The sequence below is a fragment of the Shigella sonnei genome (assembly GCF_002950395.1).
Classification (GTDB): Bacteria; Pseudomonadota; Gammaproteobacteria; order Enterobacterales; family Enterobacteriaceae; genus ECMA0423.
In genome coordinates this window covers 2,836,718-2,851,154 of sequence record NZ_CP026802.1, presented here as the reverse complement: position 1 = coordinate 2,851,154, position 14,437 = coordinate 2,836,718, and the positions used below count along the sequence as shown (strand labels likewise).

General features: G+C 49.4%; 13 protein-coding genes and 5 pseudogenes. 1 reads left to right on the top strand and 17 read right to left on the bottom strand.

The window, feature by feature from the left end:
* Positions 1–3 precede the first annotated feature (3 nt).
* The 3 genes and pseudogenes from C1P89_RS14935 to C1P89_RS26015 all read right to left on the bottom strand — a co-directional run.
* Positions 4–471 (bottom strand): annotated as a pseudogene (locus C1P89_RS14935) (fimbrial protein); the annotation flags it as partial.
* A gap of 12 nt (positions 472–483) precedes the next feature.
* Positions 484–1,712, bottom strand: a protein-coding gene (locus C1P89_RS14930; RefSeq protein ID WP_088895425.1) for an IS3-like element IS2 family transposase whose coding sequence is annotated in 2 segments (ribosomal slippage) — positions 484–1,397 and positions 1,397–1,712 — 1,230 coding nt in all. Because the reading frame shifts where the segments join, the coding sequence is not laid out codon by codon here.
* Between the two features lie 92 nt (positions 1,713–1,804).
* Positions 1,805–1,909: pseudogene (locus tag C1P89_RS26015) on the bottom strand (fimbrial protein); the annotation flags it as partial.
* Positions 1,910–2,024: 115 nt separating this feature from the next.
* Here C1P89_RS26015 and C1P89_RS14925 point away from each other — a divergent pair.
* Positions 2,025–2,722, top strand: a protein-coding gene (locus tag C1P89_RS14925; RefSeq protein WP_094096600.1) for an IS1-like element IS1A family transposase whose coding sequence is annotated in 2 segments (ribosomal slippage) — positions 2,025–2,274 and positions 2,274–2,722 — 699 coding nt in all. Because the reading frame shifts where the segments join, the coding sequence is not laid out codon by codon here.
* A 10-nt stretch (positions 2,723–2,732) separates the two neighbouring features.
* On the opposite strand, the pseudogene C1P89_RS14920 reads toward C1P89_RS14925, so the two are convergent.
* The 14 genes and pseudogenes from C1P89_RS14920 to thpR form a co-directional block, all read right to left on the bottom strand.
* Positions 2,733–3,281 (bottom strand): annotated as a pseudogene (locus C1P89_RS14920) (fimbria/pilus outer membrane usher protein); the annotation flags it as partial.
* Positions 3,282–3,333: 52 nt separating this feature from the next.
* Positions 3,334–4,131, bottom strand: a complete 798-nt coding sequence (istB, locus tag C1P89_RS14915; protein WP_000544828.1) for an IS21-like element IS21 family helper ATPase IstB — start codon at positions 4,129–4,131, stop codon at positions 3,334–3,336.
* Positions 4,131–5,303, bottom strand: a complete 1,173-nt coding sequence (gene istA, locus C1P89_RS14910) for an IS21-like element IS21 family transposase (protein ID WP_000952382.1) — start codon at positions 5,301–5,303, stop codon at positions 4,131–4,133. Before istA ends, istB begins: the two co-directional genes overlap by 1 nt.
* A gap of 100 nt (positions 5,304–5,403) precedes the next feature.
* A pseudogene (locus C1P89_RS14905) lies at positions 5,404–5,850 on the bottom strand (fimbria/pilus outer membrane usher protein); the annotation flags it as partial.
* Between the two features lie 7 nt (positions 5,851–5,857).
* Positions 5,858–6,555 (bottom strand): IS1-like element IS1A family transposase gene (locus C1P89_RS14900; protein WP_237158186.1). Its coding sequence is split into 2 segments (ribosomal slippage): positions 5,858–6,306 and positions 6,306–6,555, totalling 699 coding nucleotides; the frame shifts between segments, so codons are not numbered across the junction.
* A 48-nt stretch (positions 6,556–6,603) separates the two neighbouring features.
* Positions 6,604–7,797 (bottom strand): annotated as a pseudogene (htrE, locus tag C1P89_RS14895) (Yad fimbria usher protein HtrE); the annotation flags it as partial.
* Between the two features lie 34 nt (positions 7,798–7,831).
* Positions 7,832–8,572, bottom strand: a complete 741-nt coding sequence (locus tag C1P89_RS14890) for a fimbrial chaperone (RefSeq protein WP_000465935.1) — start codon at positions 8,570–8,572, stop codon at positions 7,832–7,834.
* 104 nt (positions 8,573–8,676) lie between these two features.
* Positions 8,677–9,261 carry a fimbrial protein gene (locus C1P89_RS14885; protein WP_000038438.1) on the bottom strand — a complete coding sequence of 195 codons (585 nt, stop codon included), beginning with the start codon at positions 9,259–9,261 and terminating at the stop codon, positions 8,677–8,679.
* Positions 9,262–9,630: 369 nt separating this feature from the next.
* Complete coding sequence (gene folK, locus C1P89_RS14880) at positions 9,631–10,110, bottom strand: 2-amino-4-hydroxy-6-hydroxymethyldihydropteridine diphosphokinase (protein WP_000215123.1); 480 nt, start codon at positions 10,108–10,110, stop codon at positions 9,631–9,633.
* Entirely contained in the window at positions 10,107–11,504 is a 1,398-nt protein-coding gene (gene pcnB / locus C1P89_RS14875) for a polynucleotide adenylyltransferase PcnB (RefSeq protein ID WP_010723084.1), read from the bottom strand. Before pcnB ends, folK begins: the two co-directional genes overlap by 4 nt.
* Before the next feature lie 59 nt (positions 11,505–11,563).
* On the bottom strand, positions 11,564–12,460 hold the full coding sequence (gene gluQRS, locus C1P89_RS14870) for a tRNA glutamyl-Q(34) synthetase GluQRS (protein ID WP_000132716.1): 897 nt from the start codon (positions 12,458–12,460) through the stop codon (positions 11,564–11,566).
* A gap of 66 nt (positions 12,461–12,526) precedes the next feature.
* Positions 12,527–12,982, bottom strand: a complete 456-nt coding sequence (gene dksA / locus C1P89_RS14865) for an RNA polymerase-binding protein DksA (RefSeq protein ID WP_001155227.1) — start codon at positions 12,980–12,982, stop codon at positions 12,527–12,529.
* A 177-nt stretch (positions 12,983–13,159) separates the two neighbouring features.
* Positions 13,160–13,864: a DNA/RNA nuclease SfsA gene (gene sfsA / locus C1P89_RS14860; RefSeq protein WP_000396055.1), complete on the bottom strand. Its 705-nt coding sequence runs from the start codon at positions 13,862–13,864 to the stop codon at positions 13,160–13,162.
* A gap of 14 nt (positions 13,865–13,878) precedes the next feature.
* On the bottom strand, positions 13,879–14,409 hold the full coding sequence (thpR, locus tag C1P89_RS14855) for an RNA 2',3'-cyclic phosphodiesterase (protein WP_001294700.1): 531 nt from the start codon (positions 14,407–14,409) through the stop codon (positions 13,879–13,881).
* Between the last annotated feature and the right edge of the window lie 28 nt (positions 14,410–14,437).

Genomic DNA, 14,437 nt, shown 5'->3' with positions numbered 1-14,437 from the left:
TTCTTATTGATAGATGAAATTAAACGTTGCCAGTGCACGAAAATTCCCCGGTACGCCTTGCCCTGCATCTGTTTCACGTAGCGCAACGGTCATTTCAAGACCCTTATCGGGCTGCATCTCGTCTGTGCTCCAGCGTATCTTTTCCGCACTGTTAGGTTTAAGGAAAGTGGCATCATCAGTAGTCCGTTTTTTGAAACCCATACCGATATTACTTGTCGTCGAAGATGAATCACCAGACTGCGGTATAATAAGCTTAGGTGAGCTTGATGATGCATTTCCGGTCAGAGTGGTATCAATCCAACTGATGCCACTGCTGCACCCACTAGCAACCAGTTTAAAATCAGCCTGAGATTCTGTCGTTTTATTCGCGATCTTATCCAGACCCATCTTAGGGATTCTCAATGTGTAGTTATTATTGCCATCATTCGTGACGTTATTACCAGTAAGTGTGATGTTACAGGTTGTCGCTTTGTGGATTTGCCCCTATATTTCCAGACATCTGTTATCACTTAACCCATTACAAGCCCGCTGCCGCAGATATTCCCGTGGCGAGCGATAACCCAGCGCACTATGCGGATGCCATTCGTTATAATGCTCGAACGCCTCTGCAAGGTTCTTTGCTGCCGTTAACCCGTCTGGTTTGGGCATGATACTGATGTAGTCACGCTTTATCGTTTTCACGAAGCTCTCTGCTATTCCGTTACTCTCCGGACTCCGCACCGCCGTGTTCTTCGGTTCAAGTCCCAACATCCGGGCGAACTGGCGTGTTTCATTAGCCCGGTAGCATGAACCATTATCCGTCAGCCACTCCACTGGAGACGACGGAAGATCGTTGCCGAAGCGGCGTTCCACCGCTCCCAGCATGACGTCCTGTACTGTTTCACTGTTGAAGCCGCCGGTAGTCACCGCCCAGTGCAGTGCCTCACGATCACAGCAGTCCAGCGCGAACGTGACACGCAGTCTCTCTCCGTTATCACAGCAGAACTCGAACCCGTCAGAGCACCATCGCTGATTGCTTTCTTTCACGGCCACTCTGCCTGTATGTGCCCGTTTCGATGGCGGTACAGCAGGTTTTCGCTCAAGCAACAGCGCATTCTGGCGCATGATCCGGTAAACACGTTTGGCATTGATCGCAGGCATACCATCAAGTTCTGCCTGTCTGCGAAGCAGCGCCCATACCCGACGATAACCATACGTGGGCAGCTCTCCGATAACATGGTGTATACGGAGAAGCACATCCGTATCATCAGTGTGACGACTGCGGCGGCCATCCATCCAGTCATCGGTTCGTCTGAGAATGACGTGCAACTGCGCACGCGACACCCGGAGACAACGGCTGACTAAGCTTACTCCCCATCCCCGGGCAATAAGGGCGCGTGCGCTATCCACTTTTTTGCCCGTCCATATTCAACGGCTTCTTTGAGGAGTTCATTTTCCATCGTTTTCTTGCCGAGCAGGCGCTGGAGTTCTTTAATCTGCTTCATGGCGGCAGCAAGTTCAGAGGCAGGAACAACCTGTTCTCCGGCGGCCACAGCAGTAAGACTTCCTTCCTGGTATTGCTTACGCCAGAGAAATAACTGGCTGGCTGCTACACCATGTTGCCGGGCAACGAGGGAGACCGTCATCCCCGGTTCAAAGCTCTGCTGAACAATTGCGATCTTTTCCTGTGTGGTACGCCGTCTGCGTTTCTCCGGCCCTAAGACATCAATCATCTGTACTCCAATGACTAGTCTAAAAACTAGTATTAAGACTATCACTTATTTAAGTGATACTGGTTGTCTGGAGATTCAGGGGGCCAGTCTACTTTGACAGTGGCTGTAAACTCTACATTAATATCCGTTGCAAATACTGATGGTGATAATAATATTCCCATCAGTATCGCTATTTTATGTGGCGTTATTTTTATCATTTGACGTTCCTTGTAGTTACTGAATCTGACACCGAATTCCATTCAGAATAATAGATTGCGGGTGATGCTGCCAACTTACTGATTTAGTGTATGATGGTGTTTTTGAGGTGCTCCAGTGGCTTCTGTTTCTATCAGCTGTCCCTCCTGTTCAGCTACTGACGGGGTGGTGCGTAACGGCAAAAGCACTGCCGGACATCAGCGCTATCTCTGCTCTCACTGCCGTAAAACATGGCAACTGCAGTTCACTTACACCGCTTCCCAACCCGGTACGCACCAGAAAATCATTGATATGGCCATGAATGGCGTTGGATGCCGGGCAACTGCACGCATTATGGGCGTTGGCCTCAACACGATTTTACGTCACTTAAAAAACTCAGGCCGCAGTCGGTAACCTCGCGCATACAGCCGGGCAGTGACGTCATCGTCTGCGCGGAAATGGACGAACAGTGGGGCTATGTCGGGGCTAAATCGCGCCAGCGCTGGCTGTTTTACGCGTATGACAGTCTCCGGAAGACGGTTGTTGCGCACGTATTCGGTGAACGCACTATGGCGACGCTGGGGCGTCTTATGAGCCTGCTGTCACCCTTTGACGTGGTGATATGGATGACGGATGGCTGGCCGCTGTATGAATCCCGCCTGAAGGGAAAGCTGCACGTAATCAGCAAGCGATATACGCAGCGAATTGAGCGGCATAACCTGAATCTGAGGCAGCACCTGGCACGGCTGGGACGGAAGTCGCTGTCGTTCTCAAAATCGGTGGAGCTGCATGACAAAGTCATCGGGCATTATCTGAACATAAAACACTATCAATAAGTTGGAGTCATTACCTAGATTGCGCTATTTTTTCTGCTTCTGAACTTTGTTGATAATGCGCAAGACAACTTACGGGTTTACTTTCTTCGAGCCATTTAATGCTGATATTTCCCTGCTGCTCAATGCCACGAACAAATGCTTGTCCACCCTGTCCAACATTACCAATGACATTGCCTTGCTCATCATAAATATCTGCAGCAAATGGAATATTTTTACCATCACTTCGTGTGATGTTCATAATGGCTGATTGCCCTTGCACGGTTTCAAAATCAGCAAAGACGACTGAACCCTGACGCGGTACAGCTACTGCACTGGTACTTTTTAATTCAACATCGTTCTCAAGATCGTTGATATCCAGCGCGATACGGTTTTCATGATAAGGAGAAAGAGCGCTGGTGACACCATAACCCCATCGATCGATAGTACTGTTGCCATAATTTATTCGCGCTCCTTGAGCACCTGGAGCCTGAACTACCGCCAGTGTATCGGAGTCGCTAAAACTGTCATTACTGAAGGTCAGGCCGCCGCTATGCAATACAAAACCACCGTCGGTGTCAACGCCACGATGTTTGACCGTTATTTGCCATTTTCATGCCCGCTAAATACTTTCGTTACTGATGCTGTCCGCTTTCCACCATTTCATCATCACTGATTGGCGTTGTGTTTTTGGTCAGCACTCCAGCTTTACGTTTCTCTTTTAACCGGTAACTCTCTCCTTTGATATTCAGCGTGGTTGAGTGATGTAGCAGCCGATCCAGGATCGCTGTTGCCAGTACGTGATCTCCGAACATTTCTCCCCAGTCTGCGAACCCTTTGTTTGACGTCAGTATGATGCTCGCTTTTTCATATCGACGGTTCAGTAGCCGGAAGAACAGACTGGCTTCCTCTCTGTTCATCGGCAGATAGCCTATTTCATCCAGGATCAACACCCGGGCATAACTCAGTTGCTGTAGCTGACGCTCCAGCCGGTTTTCCTGTTTCGCTTTCATCAGTGTCGCGATCAGTCTGTCCAGTGGCATAAACAGTACCCGATGTCCCGCATCCACCGCTTTCACGCCAAGAGCTATGGCCAGATGAGTTTTTCCGACACCAGGAGGGCCCAGCAGGATCACGTTTTCGCTGCGCTCCACGAACGCCAGACCAGCCAGTTCCCGGACAACCTTACGGTCGATGCCCGGCTGGAAGGTAAAGTCGAACTGCTCCAGCGTTTTGACCCACGGCAGACGAGCCTGCTTCAGCCTGGACTCCATACCGCGCTGATGCCTGCCGTTCCATTCCTGCTGTAGCGCCATGCACAGGAACTCCCGGTAGTTCAGCTCTTTTTTAGCTGCCTGTTCCAGCAGGCTTTCAACGTGATAACTCAGATGCTCCATTTTCAGGCGACTCAGCAGGACTTCCAGTTCATGCATCACAACAGCTCCTCATAGGCACTCAGTGGTCGATGTTCCACCTGACTGACCTGCTGCCAGAGCGGGGCGTGATGCTCCGGCACTGTCTGCCAGCCAGACGATGCTGAACAGAGGCGATGTGAGGCCACCAGTTTCTCATTACTGTAGATCCGCAACTCGTCATCCAGCGATATTCGTATCGATACCGGCTGACCACACAGCGCTTCGGGAACGCTGTAACGATTACCACCAACCTCGATATAGCTGTCCCAGGACACATGGCGGATATCGAAGTAACTGGTATCGAAGTCTGTATCCGGTAACGGCTGCAGATGTTCCTGCTCCAGCGCGAAGCGCTGTTCCGGCGTTTCTTTGAACTGGCGAAGCTCCCGTTTGTCAGCCACATCGGCTATCCATTGCTCCAGTTGTTGATTGACATGAGTGAAGCTGTCGAACCTGCGGTACCGGACGAAGAAGTTCTCCTTGAGGTATTTCACCATCCGCTCAACCTTACCTTTTGTTCTGGCCCTGCGTGGACGGCATGCCCGTGGCAGGAAGTTATAGTGGTCAGCCAGCAACAGGAATCCGGAGTTGAACACGACTTTCCCGTTGTTATTCTTCAGCACCGCAGCCTTCTGGTTATCAACCAGCACCGTTTTCACACAACCACCGAAGTAGCGGAAGGCGCGAACCAGTGATTCGTAGGTATGCTCAGCATCCTGTTTTGGTGCGGCGAAGACATGGAAGCTGCGGGAGAACCCCAGCGTATTAACCGCAAAGTTAACTTTGCACCGTTGCCCGGCAACCTCCACCTCAACTTCGCCCCAGTCATGCTGGAGCTGGTATCCAGGCTGAGTTTCGAAGCGAACTGTTCTTTTTGACGGACGCATTTTACGTTTGGGCTGGATGTAGTAACGCAGCATGGAACGTCCGCCCGTATAACCCATTGCCTTAATCTCCGCGAAGATAACCTCGCTATTCCAGACATTCTCTGCCAGGCGCATGTCGATGTAATCCATAAACGGTTTCAGCTTAACCATTTTGTGGCGGGTCTTTCTGGCTGGCGGTTCAGGGTATTTGAGGTAGCGTCTGACCGTCCGTTCAGAGCAACCAATCTGAGTCGCAATATCAACGATGTACGCGCCCTGCTGGCGCATTTGCTTTATCATGTAAAAGTCCTCTCTGCTCAGCATGTTGATGTCCTTTCTGGTGTGAGAACCTTAAGGAAACAACATGTTGGGTGGAGCGGACAATCCAAATGGCGAATTACCGTCTTATATCACTGGCGCTGACATCGGTGCTGAGAGACACTTGACGACTGTTATCGCTATTTGCAGAAACTGAACCTGCCAGGGTTCCCCACGGTGATTCATAGCTGGCATAACCCCCAACATAACTCAAATCTTTGCTGGCTTTATTCATCGTATAGCCAGTATTTACGCTATAACTGACGCGAGCGTTATCACTATAGCCACTGCTACTGACGTTGAGTTGGTTATTACCCTTAAAGTCACTGCTCATTTGAGTATCAATACTCTGGAAACCTGAAGTCCGTTGTTCAGTGCCAAGTAATTTTTCAATAGGAATGGTGAAACTGAGATAAACGCTATCGTCAGTGTCGCCGTCTTCATTCCATGAACGCTGGGCACTGACACTGTAGCTGCCCCAGGATGCACTGTTACTGTAGCCAATAGAGTAATTGCTACGATTTTGTCCGGAAGCCCAGTAATCGGGTAATGACTCCAACTTATTGATAGTGTTTTATGTTCAGATAATGCCCGATGACTTTGTCATGCAGCTCCACCGATTTTGAGAACGACAGCGACTTCCGTCCCAGCCGTGCCAGGTGCTGCCTCAGATTCAGGTTATGCCGCTCAATTCGCTGCGTATATCGCTTGCTGATTACGTGCAGCTTTCCCTTCAGGCGGGATTCATACAGCGGCCAGCCATCCGTCATCCATATCACCACGTCAAAGGGTGACAGCAGGCTCATAAGACGCCCCAGCGTCGCCATAGTGCGTTCACCGAATACGTGCGCAACAACCGTCTTCCGGAGACTGTCATACGCGTAAAACAGCGAGCGCTGGCGCGATTTAGCCCCGACATAGCCCCACTGTTCGTCCATTTCCGCGCAGACGATGACGTCACTGCCCGGCTGTATGCGCGAGGTTACCGACTGCGGCCTGAGTTTTTTAAGTGACGTAAAATCGTGTTGAGGCCAACGCCCATAATGCGTGCAGTTGCCCGGCATCCAACGCCATTCATGGCCATATCAATGATTTTCTGGTGCGTACCGGGTTGAGAAGCGGTGTAAGTGAACTGCAGTTGCCATGTTTTACGGCAGTGAGAGCAGAGATAGCGCTGATGTCCGGCAGTGCTTTTGCCGTTACGCACCACCCCGTCAGTAGCTGAACAGGAGGGACAGCTGATAGAAACAGAAGCCACTGGAGCACCTCAAAAACACCATCATACACTAAATCAGTAAGTTGGCAGCATCACCACCCGTTAGATAGTTATTCAGACCGTAGTAGTAGCTGGCCTGAAATAAATTAGGCTCATCCTGAATATCATCTTTTAAGACCTGGCCGCCGCTAATATCCCAACGTCCAACGCCAGGGCGTAACATTTGAACGACCGATGAAAAAGGTTGCGAGAATGTCCGCTTTGAGCCATCGGATTCTTCGACAGTAACAATAAGATCGCTGCCGTAACCTGACGGACTCAGATCATCAATGACGAAAGCGCCTGGCGGCACAGTCGTTTCATAAATCTTATAGCCACCTTGCGTAATAGTGACTTTGGCGTTGGTATTAGCAACGCCATGAATGATAGGCGCAAAACTCGCTAATGTCGGAGGCAACATGCGGCTGTCGCTGTATAAACGAATGCCGCGGATACTGACAGAATCAAAGGTTTCGCCCGTTGTATAAGACTCACCAAGAATGAGTTGAGAACGCAGCGAGGCGATATCACGCTGTATATACCGATTCTTAAAATCATAATTACTGCCAGAATCGGTCATCCAGTTGTAGTTGCCTGAGGCACGCAGTCGCCATGCACCTAAATTCATCCCACCGTTAAAAGCAGCATAAATGCTGTCATTTCTTCGACCAGGAGTTTCACTATGATATCCGTTGAGGTTGTATGACAACATGGCCGCATTAATGCCATTTTCCCATAACGATGGATCAACATAGTTTTGGTAATTTTTCATTACCCATGCCTGAGGAACGTCTATATCCAGACGTTGCTCGTTAACGTCATAACGAACAGAAGCCTGAGGGATAATTTCCGTCAAATTAAGGCAATTGCCGAGTGTTTCATCCCTGGCAAGCAGAACGGCTTTTTCGTTATTTATATCGGGAGAATTTATATGAAACTGCAATAAATTCTTAAGTGTGATACAGGCTTGTGCGTTTTTTTTCCTTCAATTTCAATAAATGTAATGCTTTGGTTAATAATAGGTTGATCGTTGACATAAACACTGACGTCGTACATACCCGGTATAGCAGGGTTACCTTCACTATACCGGCTGAGATCAATATTTGAGGCATTCTGCCCCATCAGGAAGGTATGGTCATATTCAACAAGTTCAGCACAGAAAGCACTATTGCAATACAGCAGCGCGCAAAACGTAGCGATACGGGTCAGATGATTATGATAATTTTTAGTTGGTTTTATAGTCACGTTATGCTTCCTGCGGAATTATATCCTTGCCTGATTACAGACTGGCATTACCTTCAATGGCGCCACCAAAATCATTAATGGCGTAAAAATGTACTTTTGCAGAACTTGCTTTGCCATTAAGGCCAGTGACTTTCATGACCTCATCACTAAATGGTGCAATCATTTTCACATCAATCGGATAGCGTTTACCGCTAGCTTCTAAATCACCACTGCTAAAAGAGACGTAGTAAGGGGTTGGATTGGTCACTCGCAATGACGCCTTACCTTCTGAACCTGACCAGAACCACTTCAGGGCTAACGGGGCTTCAGAGGGATTTCCCTTCAATCCATCCGGGCGATAGAAAAGTTTTATACGTGTGCGAAATGCCAGTTGCAGCAGACTTTGATTCGCGACCTTTTCTGCATCTGGTTTTGGTGGAACTTCCAGTACGTTAAACCAGAACACGCTCTCTCTGTCTTTAGGCAGTGAGGTGCTGGCTGTGTACATTAATTTGATTGTTTGCCCACGTTTGGCATCAATACGCGATACTGGCGGCGTGGCAGTAAAAGGGACTGTAATACTGCCAGGCTCAGCGTTGTTATCGCCAGTATCTAACCAACTCTGGACAAGCAACGGGTTATTCCCTTTATTTTCCAGACGTACGTTGACACTTTTTTGATCGCTTTTATATATTACGCGAGTACCCGAAATGACAATGTCCGCAATAGACGATGAACTAAAAGCCATACAGGTTACGAAGCATAAAGCTGTTGTATGTTTGGTGTTAAAAAACATAAACCATCCCTGACAGAGTTAATTAAAACAGGGAATAATATAAAAATAGAAATTATTAACACTATTCCCTGTATATTCATTCAATCAATTTAATTGGTGAATACTTACTGATAAGTAATGGTGTATGCAGTGTTAGTTTTTACATAACCAGCAGTTGCTGTTTGGTCTGCGACGGCACGAACGTAAGACGCTTTAAAATCATAAACAGCAGATTTTGTCGTTGCATCCAGGGCTTTAGTATACACATCGCCAGGGTTGTTAATTTGAACCTGTTTGATAGTGGAACCATCAATATTGTGCAGAGCGATATTCACGCCGTCAGACGGGTTGTTAATAGACATGTCGTTGTTCAGCGTTCCTTTGCTATTACCAAAGAAAACAGAACCGAAGGTCATTTTAGCTGTACTACCTGGATTCGGATTTGCTTTGCTGCAGTCAACGGTGATGCTGAAAGGTTTGGCTTTAGCGCCAACGGTGTCATTCAGCACGCCAGCATCGATTTCACCAACAGTTGCAGTTTGCAGCAGGATCAGACCATCTTTATTACCGCCGTCAACGCGGGTTTCACAGGTGTTATCAACAACCAGACCACTGATATTTAACTGACCACCATCCATATCAGCAGAAGCAGTACCTGCAACCATTGCCAGCATAAGACCAGACAGGGCAAAACCTAATTTTTTAGACATAAAAATCCTTGAATAAAATTCCATTAGTCAGACTACTGGTTTGAAGAATGACTATTCATGACACAAATGTTATAAGCAGATGCTAGATATTAATGAGCAATGATATTTGTTACCAAAATTTACAACCATTGTTCATTAGGACGCCTATTGTGCACTTTAAGGGCTTTTGAACAAATTAAATTTTCTTAATTCAAAATTAAGCAAAAATAAATTCACAAGTGCAATTGGTTAGGGTATGGCGATGGGATTGATATTTATCTGCGGGAATTTATATTATGTTTCTGCAAAAATGTTTAAACTAAAATTTTTATTAAGGAAAGAGAGGATGTATGATTTTCAGAAAATATTTATATTCGTAATATAAATAAATTACCATTTGCTTAATTCGTCAAATGCTCTTGTATGTAAGACTTCACGCAACGTCTCCCCATCAGGAAACGCCAGCTCCGGTGCAATCTCAAACAGCGGCCACAGCATAAATCCACGATTCTTCATATCGTAGTGCGGAACGGTCAGGCGTTCGGTATTTATCACTTCATTACCAAACAGCATGATATCGAGATCCAGCGTGCGTGGTCCCCAGCGTTCAGCTTTACGAACACGACCCTGTTGCAGTTCTATGCGCTGTGTATGGTTGAGTAACTCTTCCGGGGCGAGCGAAGTTTCAAGCGCCACGGCGGCGTTGAGGTAATCGGGTTGATCTTGCGGCCCCAGCGGTGGAGTGCGGTAAAACGAAGAAACGGCAAGAATGTGGCTTTCAGGGATATCGCCTAATGCTTTCAGGGCAGCATTGACCTGCTCCAGCGGAGAGGCCAGATTGCTGCCTATGGCAATATACGCCACTGTCATGCGGTACCCTCACGACGCGGTGCGCGTTTGCGTGGACGACGAGTACGGCGACGCGGTGACGGCTCTTCATCCAACTCGTTAAGCATCCCTTTTTGATCTGGTGGCGCGGAAACCTGGAACTCACCCCACCATTTCACCAGACGCTGCAGTTCAGCGTTACGTTCAACTTCAGCTCGCAAGGCCAACAGGTCATAAGCCGCACGGAACTTAGGATGCTCCAGCAGTTTCCATGCGCGTTTACCCTGACGTCGGGACATACGCAACTGCAACTGCCAGATATCGCGGGTTAACGTCGTCAGGCGTTTCGGGATTGCCAGTGAACGGCAGGCTTCGTCCAGCACGTCGTTCATCGCCAGCGCGAAAGCGTCGTGATAGGTCAGGCCGCTTTCCTGGGCGATCTTCTGTGCCGTCTCCAGCAGTGGGTACCAGAACATGGCGGCAAACAAGAACGCCGGGTTCACGCGCATATCGTTATGGATACGCGTATCGGTATTCTTCAGCACCTGTTCAATGATCCGCTCCATCGGGCTGTCGCCATTTTCCGTGAAGTAGCGGGTAATGGTCGGGAACAGCGGCTGGAACAGATGATATTCACACAACAGCTTATAGGTTTCGTAACCGTAGCCCGCTTGTAGCAGTTTAAGCGATTCTTCAAACAGGCGTGCCGGTGGGATATCGTTCAGCAGGGTAGCGAGGCGAGGGATCGGTTCTGCGGTTTCCGGGCTGATGCGCATACCCAATTTGGCGGCAAAACGTACCGCGCGCAGCATCCGTACCGGATCTTCACGGTAGCGCGTTTCCGGGTTACCAATCAGACGGATAACGCCGTCCTTCAGATCCTTCATACCGCCAACGTAATCACGGACGGTAAAATCCGCTACGCTGTAATAGAGGCTGTTGATAGTGAAATCGCGGCGCTGGGCGTCTTCTTCGATGGAGCCGAAAATGTTGTCGCGCAGCAACATGCCGTTTTGCCCGCGTTGGGAGGTCGTGCGGTCGCTGACGTTACCTTCGTGGTGTCCACGGAAGGTCGCAACTTCGATAATCTCCGGGCCAAACATTACATGAGCCAGACGGAAACGGCGACCCACCAGGCGGCAGTTACGGAACAGTTTGCGCACCTGCTCAGGCGTGGCGTTAGTGGTTACGTCAAAATCTTTCGGCTTTTTGCCAAGTAACAGGTCGCGCACGCCGCCGCCAACCAGCCAGGCTTCGTATCCCGCTTTGTTGAGCCTGTACATTACCTTCAGGGCATTTTCACTGATATCTTTGCGGGAAATAGCATGCTGCTCACGCGGGATCACCGTCACCTGTGGACGGGCGACTGCCTGTTCAGCCTCGCTTTCCTCGCGGCTTAGCACCTTGCGGCAAAAATTAGCGACTCGGGTAAAAATAGTACACCTCGGTAGTGTCAAACATCATTCAGGACAAAAAAATAGCGGCTAATCATAGCTCAGCATGACGCATTTGAGAATGTTGAATTTACAATTGCCGACTCGGGCACGGCGGTCAGCGTCCAGTTTTTGACTGCTGACTGAAGGATTTGTTCGACGCTGAAATCCTGCCAGTGTGCTTCTGCCTGCTGACCCAGAAATTGAAGTGCCGCGATTAGTACCGGACGTGGATCGCCTTTCGGCAACGCAGGCGCATGATTCTGCTTGGAAAGTTTAGCGCCTTGTGGATTAAGCGCCAGCGGCAGATGAATGTAATCTGGCACTTTCCAGCCAAAAAGCTGGTACAGCGAGATTTGCCTTACTGTTGGTTCAATCAGATCAGCCCCACGCACTATTTCTGTAACGCCCTGGAAATGATCATCAACCACAACAGCCAGGTTGTAGGCGAACAACCCATCACGGCGATGAATGATAAAATCTTCCCGTGCCAGTTTTTCGTCGGCGTGAATAATGCCGCGCAGCTGGTCAGTAAATTGCGTGACCGGATGCTGCTGGCGGATACGCACTGCGGCATTGTCTGGTCCATGATGCAACACCCGGCAATGACCGTCGTAAATACCGCCAATGCTTTGAATACGCGCACGCGTACAGGTGCAGTAATAACTTAGTCCTTGTTCATGTAACCAGGCGAGTGCTTCACGATAGGCGTCGTGACGTTGCGATTGCCAGAGAACATCGCCGTCCCAGTGCAGACCGTAATGTTCCAGCTGGCGCAGGATAGTTTCTGCGGCACCGGGAACTTCACGAGGCGGGTCGATATCTTCTATGCGTACCAGCCAGCGACCTTGCCGGGCGCGAGCCTGCAAATAGCTGCCGAGCGCGGCGATCAGAGAGCCAAAATGAAGCTCGCCGGAAGGAGAGGGGGCGAAGCGGCCAATATACTGTGTGTCTGTCATCTCTTTGAACAAAAAATAAGGCGGGAGCATTTCCCGCCTGTGGTAAACGTGATGGAACGGCTGTAATTAGCCAGCCATCTGTTTTTCGCGAATTTCAGCCAGCGTTTTGCAGTCGATGCACAGATCGGCTGTCGGGCGCGCTTCCAGACGGCGAATACCAATTTCAACACCGCAGGATTCGCAGTAGCCGAAATCTTCGTCTTCCACTTTTTTCAGCGTCTTCTCGATCTTTTTGATCAGCTTACGCTCGCGATCGCGGTTACGCAGTTCGAGGCTGAACTCTTCTTCCTGGGCTGCACGGTCTACCGGGTCCGGGAAGTTGGCTGCTTCATCCTGCATATGTGTAACGGTGCGATCGACTTCATCCCTGAGTTGATTACGCCATGCTTCCAGAATACGACGGAAGTGCGCCAGCTGGGCTTCATTCATATACTCTTCGCCCGGCTTCTCCTGATATGGTTCCACCCCAGCGATGGCGAGAATACTCAGGGACGATGTTTTACGGTTTTGCCCTTCTTGCATGTTGCTTCTCCTTAACACGCACTATCGATCCCCATGTTCGGGGGAAAAATGAGGCCGCTATAAATAGCAGATGCTTTTCCGGATAGCAATTATCTAAACGTAACACTTGACAACTGTGTGAGGAAAAGCGTATTTGCGCACGCGACCAGAATGTAAATTAACCAGTTACTTACTTTACTACAATGTAACCGACAGTGATTTTTTAAGAGCCATGCCTTCAGCAGAAATTTCCGCTTTGTAAGCCAGAATTTCTACCCCCCTCTGTTGAGCTTCTGACAATAGTTGCGCGTATTTCTCATCGATGTGGCGCGCGGGTGAAAACCGTGTAATGGCTGAATGCAGCACGGCGAAAAAGATAACCGCACGCTGGCCTTCAGCCGCTACGTTCATCAACTCCCGAAGGTGTTTCTGACCTCGTTCAGTGACCGCATCGGGAAAATATCCCTGTTCGTTCTCCGCTAACGTAACCGATTTCACTTCAATATAGCAGTCTGGACGCGAATCCGCCTGCAACATAAAGTCAATACGGCTGCGTTCTGCGCCGTATTTTACTTCGCTTTTCAGCGAGCTATAGCCTGACAGTTCTGAAATTGATTCATTAAGGATAGCCTCTTTCGTCAACCTGTTAGCCCAAAGCGTATTGACGCAAATAAATGCGCCGCTCTGGCTTTGAGTTAGTTCCCAGGTGTGTGGGTATTTCCGTTTGGTGTTGTCTGAAGTCGAATACCAGACGGTATCGCCACGCGTTGCACAACCGGTCATCGCACCCGTATTCGGGCAGTGTAGCGTTAATTCGCGACCATCGGGTGTGATCACATCGGCTAAAAAACGTTTGTAACGCTGAATTAGCGTCGCGCGCTGTAGAGGGGGAGAGAATTCCATTGCGACAATCCTTGTTATTGCGTTAGCGCCCAGCGTTTTAGCGGCGTGTAGCGTGTGCGTCCACGGGCAAACGAGGAGGCGTAAAGGGTGAACTCCGTCACCGCATAAGACCAGTTAAAACCTGGCGGCGGGATTGTCACCGCCTCGCTGGCGTCGCGCAATAAGGTAATATGTGGATGAAACGGACGATTGCTTTGAAAACAACCGCTGCGGGCAGCCTGTGAACGGAGCATATTCGCCAGCTGGATTAAGCCGCGTGGCGGCTGACGCATCCCTAACCACACCACACGCGAACGCAGCCATTGTCCGGCGTCATCAAGCGTGAGTGTGAAACCAGGTTGACGAATCCGTCCGGCTAAAAGAGAAAGCGCCTTCTCTTTCTCGGCGCTCACTTCGCCTAAAAATGCCAGAGTCAGATGCAAATTATCGGCGGCGACCGGACGTCCCGCCTCAGGTGGGAAGTGTGTGGCGCGCCAGTGGATAATCTGTTCGCGGATTTCTGCAGGTAAGTCGATAGCAAAGAACAGACGTTGCGGTTCAGACATGTGAGGCACTCGGTTATGAATTACCGCG

What these genes read in the sequence shown, in the direction of transcription:
- istA (WP_000952382.1), bottom strand. Translation starts at nt 5,303, where the DNA reads ATGCTGAGCAGAGAGGACTTTTACATGATAAAGCAAATGCGCCAGCAG.
- thpR (WP_001294700.1), bottom strand. Translation starts at nt 14,409, where the DNA reads ATGTCTGAACCGCAACGTCTGTTCTTTGCTATCGACTTACCTGCAGAA.
- C1P89_RS14885 (WP_000038438.1), bottom strand. Translation starts at nt 9,261, where the DNA reads ATGTCTAAAAAATTAGGTTTTGCCCTGTCTGGTCTTATGCTGGCAATG.
- sfsA (WP_000396055.1), bottom strand. Translation starts at nt 13,864, where the DNA reads ATGGAATTCTCTCCCCCTCTACAGCGCGCGACGCTAATTCAGCGTTAC.
- dksA (WP_001155227.1), bottom strand. Translation starts at nt 12,982, where the DNA reads ATGCAAGAAGGGCAAAACCGTAAAACATCGTCCCTGAGTATTCTCGCC.
- istB (WP_000544828.1), bottom strand. Translation starts at nt 4,131, where the DNA reads ATGCATGAACTGGAAGTCCTGCTGAGTCGCCTGAAAATGGAGCATCTG.
- gluQRS (WP_000132716.1), bottom strand. Translation starts at nt 12,460, where the DNA reads ATGACAGACACACAGTATATTGGCCGCTTCGCCCCCTCTCCTTCCGGC.
- folK (WP_000215123.1), bottom strand. Translation starts at nt 10,110, where the DNA reads ATGACAGTGGCGTATATTGCCATAGGCAGCAATCTGGCCTCTCCGCTG.
- C1P89_RS14890 (WP_000465935.1), bottom strand. Translation starts at nt 8,572, where the DNA reads ATGTTTTTTAACACCAAACATACAACAGCTTTATGCTTCGTAACCTGT.